An 8494-nucleotide genomic window follows, 5' to 3' on the forward strand; every position below is an offset into this window, starting at 1 on the left:
GGGCGGATGGGAGCGGGCTGGCGGGTTCGCTAAACTGCCGTTCGTTACCAACTGGTTAACAGGCCGGCCGTCCAGCCGGAATCCCGCCGGGGTAGCGCCGACAACGACAACACCGCGAAAAGAGGGGCAACACGCATGGCATCCGGACCTTTCAACAGCAACGAACCCGACGTCGTCGTCATCGGAGGCGGCCCCTCGGGCTCCACGGTGGCCGCGCTGCTCGCGGACAAGGGGCACGACGTGGTGCTGATCGAGAAGGCGCAGCACCCTCGTTTCCACATCGGGGAATCGCTGCTGCCGATGAACATGCCGCTGTTCGACCGCCTGGGCGTGCGCACCGAGGTCGAGGCCATCGGCATCCGCAAGCACGGGGCCGAGTTCGTCTCGCCCTGGCACGACCACTCCAGCCAGTTCCACTTCGCCGAGGCGATGGACAAGAGCTTTCCCTACGCGGTGCACGTGCGCCGCTCCGAATTCGACGAGCTGCTCTTCCGCCATGCCGGCAAGCGCGGCGCGCGCACCTTCGAGGGGCAGCGCGTCACCGGCGTGGACATGGACGCCGGCAAGGGCACGCCCGACAACCGTCCGGCGGTGAAGGTCAAGGGCGACGACGGCACCGAGACCACCTGGCGTCCGCGCTTCGTGATCGACGCCAGCGGGCGCGACACCCTGCTGTCGAACCAGTTCGACGCCAAGCGCCGCAACCGCAAGCACGCCAGCGCGGCGCTGTTCGGCCACTTCGCCAACGCCGAGCGTAAGCCGGGCCGCTTCGAGGGCAACATCACGCTGTTCTGGTTCGACCACGGCTGGTTCTGGTACATCCCGCTGAAGGACGGCACGGTGAGCGTCGGCGCGGTGGCGTCTCCGGCCTACTTCAAGCGCCGCAAGGGCTCGCTGGAGGAGTTCCTCATGGAGACCATCGCGCTCGCGCCCAAGCTGGCCGCTCGGCTGAAGAACGCCACGCTGATGGAGGGCGCCACCTCCACCGGCAACTACGCCTACGACTCCAAGTTCTGCCGCGGCGACCGCTTCATGATGGTGGGCGACGCCTACGCCTTCGTCGACCCGATGTTCTCCTCTGGCGTGTACCTGGCGATGAACAGCGGCTTCGAGGCCGCCACCGCGGCCGACTTCTGGCTCAAGGGCGAGGCGAAGGAAGCCGAGAAGGCCTTCCGCCACTACGAGAAGGTGATGAAGCACGGGCCGAAGATGTTCTCGTGGTTCATCTACCGCATCACCTCGCCGGCCATCCGGCGCCTGTTCATGGCGCCGCGCAACATCTGGCGCATGCAGGAGGCGCTGCTGTCCATCCTGGCCGGCGACCTGTTCCGCAACACGCCCATCGGCCCGCGCTTCTGGGGCTTCAAGGTGACCTACTACGCCTCGTGCCTGGGCATCCTGCCGCAGGCCGTGAAGACCTGGGCCTGGCGCCGTCGCAACCTGAAGGAATCGCTCGAGTCTGCGCAGTGAAGCGGGGGCGCAGGGGCGGGAACGAGAAGCCGGACGCAGAGTACGCGGAAGGCGCGAAGATTTCGCGCAGAGCGCAAGAGAACGGCCAGTAGGAATCTCCTGGCCCTTCTTTCGCGTCCTACGCGGAACCTGCGCGCCCTCAGCGTCCGGGAATCCGCCTTCGACGAACCTCAATCAGGCGTCACGGTGTGCTGCGCCAGCGCCTCCAGCGCGCGGACCAGCGCCGAGTGGTCGAGCTGGCCGTAGCCCAGCGCCGCGCAGGCGTTCATGAGCTGCGCCGCGCCGGCCGTCTGCGGCAGCGAGACGCCCAATGAGCGGGCGCTCTGCATTGCGAGGTTCAGGTCCTTCTGGTGCAGCCCGATGCGGAAGCCTGGCGCGAAGGTGCGCTTGATCATCCGCTCGCCGTGCACTTCGAGGATGCGCGAACTCGCGAAGCCGCCCATCAGCGCCTGGCGCACCTTGGTCGGATCGGCGCCGGCCTTCGATGCGAACACCAGCGCCTCGCCCACGGCCGCGATGTTCAGCGCCACGATGATCTGGTTGGCCACCTTGCAGACCTGGCCGTCGCCGGCGCCGCCCACGAGCGTGACGTTCTTGCCCATCCTGTCGAGCAGCGGCTTCACGCGCTCGAAGGTGCCTTCGTCGCCGCCGCACATGATCGTGAGGCTCGCGGCCTTGGCACCCACCTCGCCGCCGGAGACCGGCGCGTCGATGTAGCCGGCGCCCAGCGCGGTGATGCGGCGTGCGAAGTCCTTGGTGGCGATCGGGTCGATGGAGCTGCAGTCGACCACGATCTTGCCGCTGGAGCCCTTCAGGCCCGATGCCACGCCTTCGGCACCGGGCGCGCCGAAGAGCACCTTCTCCACGTCGGGCGTGTCCGGCACCATGATGAAGACCACGTCGGACTGGCGCGTCACTTCAGCCGCCGAGGCGCAGATGGTGGCCTTCGACAAGAAGGGCTCGGGCGTGTTGCCGTGCGTGTTCACGAAGAGCTGGTGGCCCGCTTCGAGCAGGTGGCCTGCCATGGGCGCGCCCATGATGCCGAGGCCGATGAATCCGATCTTTTGTTGGGTTGTCATGAGAAGTTCCTTGTTATCGATGAGTTGGCCGTGCGTTGCCGGCGAGCGCCGCGGAACCGGCTTTGCCGGACCGCAGGCGGTGCTCCCTGCAAGGGGGTGATCGGCCACGCGAAGTGGGCAAGCCTGGGGGCTGGCCTATGGTCTCCATCCGAGGCCTTCGGCGGTCGTGGTGCGGGGCTTGTACTCGCAGCCGATCCAGCCGTCGTAGCCCAGCGAGTCGATGTGCCTGAAGAGCCAGGGGTAGTTGATCTCGCCCGTGCCTGGCTCGCCGCGCCCCGGGTTGTCGGCCAGCTGGATGTGGCCGATCTGCGCGAAGTGCTTCGTGAGCGTGTTGGCCAGCTCGCCTTCCATGCGCTGCGCGTGATAGACGTCGTACTGCACGCGCAGGTTGGACGAGCCGACCTCGTCGATCAGCGCCAGCGCCTGGTCCGTGCGTGTGAGGAAGAAGCCCGGGATGTCGAAGGTATTGATGGGCTCGATCAGCAGTCGCAGGCCCGCGGCCTCCAGTTCGCGAGCGGCCAGGCGCAGGTTGGCGACGACGGTCTTGTGGGCCGCATCCCTGTCGACGCCCGCGGGCACCTTGCCCACGAGGCAGTTGACCTGCGGGCAGCCCAGAGCCGTTGCGTAGTCGATCGCCATGCCGATGCCTTCGGCGAACTCGCCGGTGCGGTCGGGATGGCAGGCGATGCCGCGCTCGCCCTTGTCCCAGTCGCCGGCCGGCAGGTTGTGCAGCACCTGCTGCAGGCCGTTGGCGCGCAGCGCGGCAGCGAGCTCCTTCTTCTCGAAGGGGTAGGGGAAGAGGTATTCCACAGCCTCGAAGCCGGCCTTGGCGGCGGCCTCGAAGCGTTGCATGAAGGGCAGCTCGGTGAAGAGCATCGTGAGGTTGGCTGCGAACTTGGGCATGTCTTTTCTCTTCCTTCTTCTCAGTCGAGCAGGGCCGCCACGGCGGTGGGCGCATCGGCCGGCGTCTCGGCCAGCGGCTCGAACTCGGTGATGTTGTCGATCTCGGTGCCCATCGCGATGTTGGTCACGCGCTCCAGCATCACCTCGATCACCACCGGCACGCTGAACTCGGCCATCAGGGCCTCGGCGCGGCGGATGGCCGGTGCGATCTCTTCCTGGCGGTTGACGCGCAGTGCCTTGCAGCCCAGGCCCTCGACCACCTTCATGTGGTCCACGCCGTAGCTGCTCTCGATGCCTGCGTCGGGTGCCGCGTTGATGTTGTCGAACGCGAGCTGCACGCAGTAGTCCATCTCGAAGCCGCGCTGCGCCTGGCGGATCAGGCCGAGGTAGGAGTTGTTGACCACGATGTGGATGTACGGCAGCTTGAACTGCGCGCCCACGGCCAGCTCCTCGATCATGAACTGGAAGTCGTAGTCGCCAGAGAGCGCGACGATCTTGCGCGCAGGGTCTGCGGCGCGCACGCCCAGGGCCGCGGGAATGGTCCAGCCCAGCGGGCCGGCCTGGCCGCAGTTGATCCAGTGGCGCGGGTTGTACACGTGCAGGAACTGCGCGGCCGCGATCTGCGACAGGCCAATGGTGCTCACGTAGCAGGTGTCGTTGCCGAAGTTGTTGTTCATGCACTGGTACACGCGCTGCGGCTTCATCGGCACTTCGTCGAAGTTGGTCTTGCGCAGCATCGTCTTCTTGCGCTCGATGCAGGCCTTGGCCCAGTCGCGGCGGTCGGGCAGGCGGCCCGCGGCCTTCATCTCCTCGGCCACCTCGACGAAGAGCTGCAGCGCGGCCTTGGCGTCCGACACGATGCCGAAGTCGGGCGTGAACACGCGGCCGATCTGCGTGGGCTCGATGTCGACGTGCACGAAGGTGCGGCCCTTGGTGTAGACGTCGATGGAGCCCGTGTGGCGGTTGGCCCAGCGGTTGCCGATGCCCAGCACGAAGTCGCTCGCGAGCATCGTGGCGTTGCCGTAGCGGTGGCTGGTCTGCAGGCCGCACATGCCGGCCATCAGCGGATGGTTGTCGGGAATGGCGCCCCAGCCCATGAGCGTGGGAATCACCGGCACGCCGGTGGCTTCTGCAAAGCGCACCAGCAGCTCGGAGGCATCGGCGTTGATGATGCCGCCGCCGGCCACGATCAACGGGCGCTCGGCCGCGTTGAGCATGGCGATGGCCTTCTCGATCTGGGCGCGCGTGGCGGCCGGCTTGTAGGGTTTGAGCGGCTCGTAGCTGTCGATGTCGAACTCGATCTGTGCCATCTGCACGTCGAAGGGCAGGTCGATCAGCACCGGCCCCGGGCGGCCCGAGCGCATCAGGTGGAAGGCCTGCTGGAACACCTGCGGCACCTGGCCCGGCTCGCGCACCGTGACCGACCACTTGGTGACGGGCTTGGAGATCGACTCGATGTCCACCGCCTGGAAGTCTTCCTTGTAGAGCCGCGCGCGAGGCGCCTGGCCGGTGATGCAGAGGATCGGGATCGAATCGGCCCAGGCCGAGTACAGGCCCGTGATCATGTCGGTGCCCGCCGGGCCCGAGGTGCCGATGCACACGCCGATGTTGCCGGCCACCGCGCGGGTGTAGCCCTCGGCCATGTGCGAGGCGCCTTCCACGTGCCGCGCGAGGATGTGCGCGATGCTGCCGCGCTGGCGCAGCGCCGAGTACATCGGGTTGATCGCCGCACCGGGCACGCCGAAGGCCTGCGTCACGCCTTCCTTCTCCATCACCAGAACCGCGGCCTGGACCGCTGTCATCTTTGCCATCTGAGTCTCCAGAAATGAATAAACCCCCAGGCTTCGCGCACTTCGTGTGGCTTCGCCAACCCCCTTGACGGGGGCGACACCGTAGGCCCGGCGGGGCCGGTTCCTCGGTGTTCTCGGATCGGTAGGCTGAATGTAGGAAGCGGGTCTGTTTCCAAGAAGACGGCTGCGGACCATAAAACCTATTCCAGGCTGGAATAAGTGACTACCATCCGGCCCATGGACAGATTGCTGGCAATGGAAATGTTCGTGCGCGTGGTCGAGACGGGCAGCTTCTCGAAGGCCGCGCGCGAGTTCAACACCACTCAGCCCACGGTGACCAAGCAGATCGCCGCCACCGAGGAGCGGCTGAAGGTGCGCCTGCTCAACCGCAACACGCGCGGCGTGAGCCTCACCGAGCCGGGCGCGCTCTACTACGAGAAGTGCAAGACCATCGTGCGCGAGGCCGAGGAGGCCGACAGCATCGTGCAGCTGCGGCAGAACCAGGCGCAGGGGCTGCTGCGCGTGGGCACATCGGTGGCCTTCGGGCGGCGCGTGGTGGTGCCGCTGGCGCTCGAGTACATGCGCAGGCATCCGCAGGTGCAGCTCGACCTGAGCTTCGAGGACCGCTACGTCGACCTCATCGCGCAGGGCATCGACGTAGCCATCCGCATGGGCAAGCTGGCCGATTCGTCACTGGGCGCGCGCTACCTGGGCGCCAACCCGTGGGTCATGGTCGCCTCGCCCGCCTACCTGAAGAAGCACGGCACGCCGAAGCGCGCGCAGGACCTGAGCGCGCATGTGGCGCTGATCTACAGCAGCGTGGTGGGCGACGAGTTCTGGCGCATGCACACGCCGCGCGGCGAGCCGGTCACGGTGCCTGTGTCGGGCCGCTTCCGCTCGAACAACCTCTCGGCCGTGCTGGCGGCGGCGCGCGACGGCCTGGGCATCGCGCTCATGCCGCGCTACGTGGCCAGCGACTCGCTGGCGGCAGGCAAGGTGCGCGAGGTGCTCGGCGACCACGCGCTGCCCGAGCAGGAGATCCACGCCGTCTTCCCGTCGCCCAAGCTGGTGCCGGGCAAGGTGTCGGGCTTCGTGGCCTTCCTGCAGGGGCGTTTCGACGAAGGCTGGTGGGAGGCCTGAACACGGCCCCCCGCCACGGCCTCAGGCCGGCACGAAGGCGCCGTGAAGGCCCAGCGGCAGGGCGTAGGGCAGCGTGGCCTGCGCGACCGGCCCTGCCGCGAGGTTGTCGGCCGCGAAGCACGAGAGCAGCGTTTTCTGCCGCCCGAAGTCCAGCACCGTGCCCAGCACCCATCCGGGCTTCGCGCCGTCGGGCACGAAGACGTGCTCCTCCACCATCGTCTGCTGGCCGTAGACGAAGCGCTGGCTGCGGCCGGTCTCGACGTCGGTGCGTGCGACCGCGCCGAAGCCCGGCAGGTCGCGCCGGATCTGCGTGGCGTGCACCACGTGCCGATGACGCATGCCCACGCGGCGCGGATCGATGCGCGGAAACTCCGCCTCCTGGGCGAGCGCAGTCTGCGTGGCCCGGCCGGAAGCGAGGTTCAGCGTGGCGACCGTCAGGTGCGGCTCGGTGGTCTTCACGCGGCGGGCACGCATCACTTCGCGGTTGCTGATGAACACCGAGTCGGCGTTGTCCGAGCGCACGTAGTCGATGTGGATCTGCGTGCCGCGCGGCGTGTCTTCCTCCCAGGCGTTGCCGACGTGGAACAGGAAGCCGGCCGGCAGCGCGAGCATCTGGCGCCGCTCCCAGTTCTGCTTGTCGATGACCAGCGCGCGCATGCCGAGCTCGGGCCGCCAGACGTGCGCGTCGAGAAAGCTCTCTCCGGTGCCCTTGCGCCTGCCGTCGTAGACCAGCGGCGGCAGCAGGAACACCAGGTGCCGCTCGGTCACTGCGAAGTCGTGGACCATCGGCATGTCGGCCACCGGCACCACGCCCGCGCGCCGCAGCGTGCCTTCGGGTGCGATCTCGTACAGCGCGAGCAGCCCCTGGGTGGAGCCCACGCCGAAGTTCCACACCGTGCCGTCCGGGTCCACCTTGGGGTGGGCCGAGAAGGGCATGCCCGCGAGATCGGCGCGCCAGGTCTTCAGGCCCAGCGTGTCCAGCGTGCCCGCGTCGATGCGCGTGGCCGAGCCGCCTTCCCACAGCGCCAGCACCTCGCCCTGCAGCGGCAGCACGCTGGTGTTGGCGACATTGATGCTGTCGGCCGAAGTAGGCGGCTCGGCGCCCGGCGGCGTGGTCGCGAAGGTCTCGAAGAGGCGGCGGCCGGCCCTGGCCTCGGCCGTGCGCTTCGAGGTGGCCACGTAGCGGCCCTGGTGCCGCACGTCGGCGGCCTCGATCACGAAGCGGTGCACCATGCCGTCGCCGTCGAACCAGTGGTGGTAGCGCTCGCCGCCCAGGTCATGGCCGGCCGGACCGATGCGGAACAGAGTGCCGGCCACCGCATCGGGAAAGCGTCCGCGCACCGCGGCGCGGGTCAGCGGGAAGTCGCCCGGTGGCGTGGCGAAGCCGATCTTCCAGGGGGCGCTCGAAGCCTCGAACTGGGCTTGCCAGTCGTCAGCCGTGCCGGTCGCCTGTGCCAGCGACGCCAGCGGTGCCAGCAGCGGCAGCGCGCCGGCCGAAGCCAGCAGGCGCAGGAGTTCGCGTCGTTCCATGGCGTCCTGCTCCTCAGCGCAAGTGGATGACGGTCTGCATGTCGGCTTCGAGGCTGATGGCCGCGGCCTCGAAGTCGGGCGCGGCGCGATTGCCCTTGGCGTCGTTGGAGAAGCCGTAGCGCTCGGTGGGCATGCCCATGAGGTTGGTGTCGAGCTTGCCGTTGCCGTTCTCGTCGGCGAACACGCGCAGCGCGTAGCGCCCGGGTGCCAGGCCGGCGAACAGCAGGCGGGCCTTGCCCTCGCGCATCGGCGCGGTCTGCGAGGCCACGGGCTTGCCGTCGGCGTAGCTGGCGGCGTCGCCGTACACCGCGACGTAGAGGGTGGCGTCCGCAGCCGGGCCGTCGGCGACGCTCAGGCTCAGGTCGGCGGCGAGGGCGCCCAGCGGCGCGAGGATCGCAGCCGCGCACAGGGCGCGCACGGCCGGGCGGAACGGAAGAAGGCGGAGTTGCATGACGGGCCTCGTTGGTGGTTGGAGGCCCGACGATCCCGCAGCCCGGGCGCGGCGCCCAGTGTCATGCGACGGAATGCAGGATTGGGGGCGAGGAAGGGGCGGGGGGGGGGGGGGGGGGGGTCGGCCCCCAG

Annotated in this window: 7 protein-coding genes; 2 read left to right on the forward strand and 5 right to left on the reverse strand. The window is 68.6% G+C overall.

What is annotated here, in order from left to right; translation table 11 throughout:
- The first annotated feature begins 135 nt into the window (after positions 1 to 135).
- Complete coding sequence (locus tag ACTJLF_RS20705; RefSeq protein ID WP_145761958.1) at positions 136 to 1470, forward strand: NAD(P)/FAD-dependent oxidoreductase; 1335 nt, start codon at positions 136 to 138, stop codon at positions 1468 to 1470.
- Positions 1471 to 1640: 170 nt separating this feature from the next.
- Here ACTJLF_RS20705 and ACTJLF_RS20710 read toward each other — a convergent pair whose 3' ends face one another.
- The 3 genes from ACTJLF_RS20710 to gcl all read right to left on the reverse strand — a co-directional run bounded on the left by ACTJLF_RS20710 (position 1641) and on the right by gcl (position 5263).
- Complete coding sequence (locus tag ACTJLF_RS20710) at positions 1641 to 2549, reverse strand: 2-hydroxy-3-oxopropionate reductase (RefSeq protein WP_440883838.1); 909 nt, start codon at positions 2547 to 2549, stop codon at positions 1641 to 1643.
- Between the two features lie 135 nt (positions 2550 to 2684).
- Entirely contained in the window at positions 2685 to 3452 is a 768-nt protein-coding gene (gene hyi / locus ACTJLF_RS20715) for a hydroxypyruvate isomerase (RefSeq protein ID WP_440883839.1), read from the reverse strand.
- A gap of 20 nt (positions 3453 to 3472) precedes the next feature.
- Positions 3473 to 5263: a glyoxylate carboligase gene (gcl, locus tag ACTJLF_RS20720; protein ID WP_019657003.1), complete on the reverse strand. Its 1791-nt coding sequence runs from the start codon at positions 5261 to 5263 to the stop codon at positions 3473 to 3475.
- Between the two features lie 216 nt (positions 5264 to 5479).
- Here gcl and ACTJLF_RS20725 point away from each other — a divergent pair, with 216 nt between their 5' ends.
- On the forward strand, positions 5480 to 6382 hold the full coding sequence (locus ACTJLF_RS20725) for a LysR family transcriptional regulator (protein ID WP_019657004.1): 903 nt from the start codon (positions 5480 to 5482) through the stop codon (positions 6380 to 6382).
- A gap of 21 nt (positions 6383 to 6403) precedes the next feature.
- Here ACTJLF_RS20725 and ACTJLF_RS20730 read toward each other — a convergent pair whose 3' ends face one another.
- Together ACTJLF_RS20730 and ACTJLF_RS20735 are read right to left on the reverse strand one after the other, a co-directional pair.
- Complete coding sequence (locus tag ACTJLF_RS20730; RefSeq protein WP_440883840.1) at positions 6404 to 7912, reverse strand: carotenoid oxygenase family protein; 1509 nt, start codon at positions 7910 to 7912, stop codon at positions 6404 to 6406.
- Between the two features lie 13 nt (positions 7913 to 7925).
- On the reverse strand, positions 7926 to 8363 hold the full coding sequence (locus tag ACTJLF_RS20735) for a DUF2141 domain-containing protein (protein WP_145761962.1): 438 nt from the start codon (positions 8361 to 8363) through the stop codon (positions 7926 to 7928).
- Positions 8364 to 8494: the final 131 nt, after the last annotated feature.

It is taken from the genome of Variovorax sp. 22077 (genome assembly GCF_052044195.1).
Classification (GTDB): domain Bacteria; phylum Pseudomonadota; class Gammaproteobacteria; order Burkholderiales; family Burkholderiaceae_C; genus Variovorax; species Variovorax atrisoli.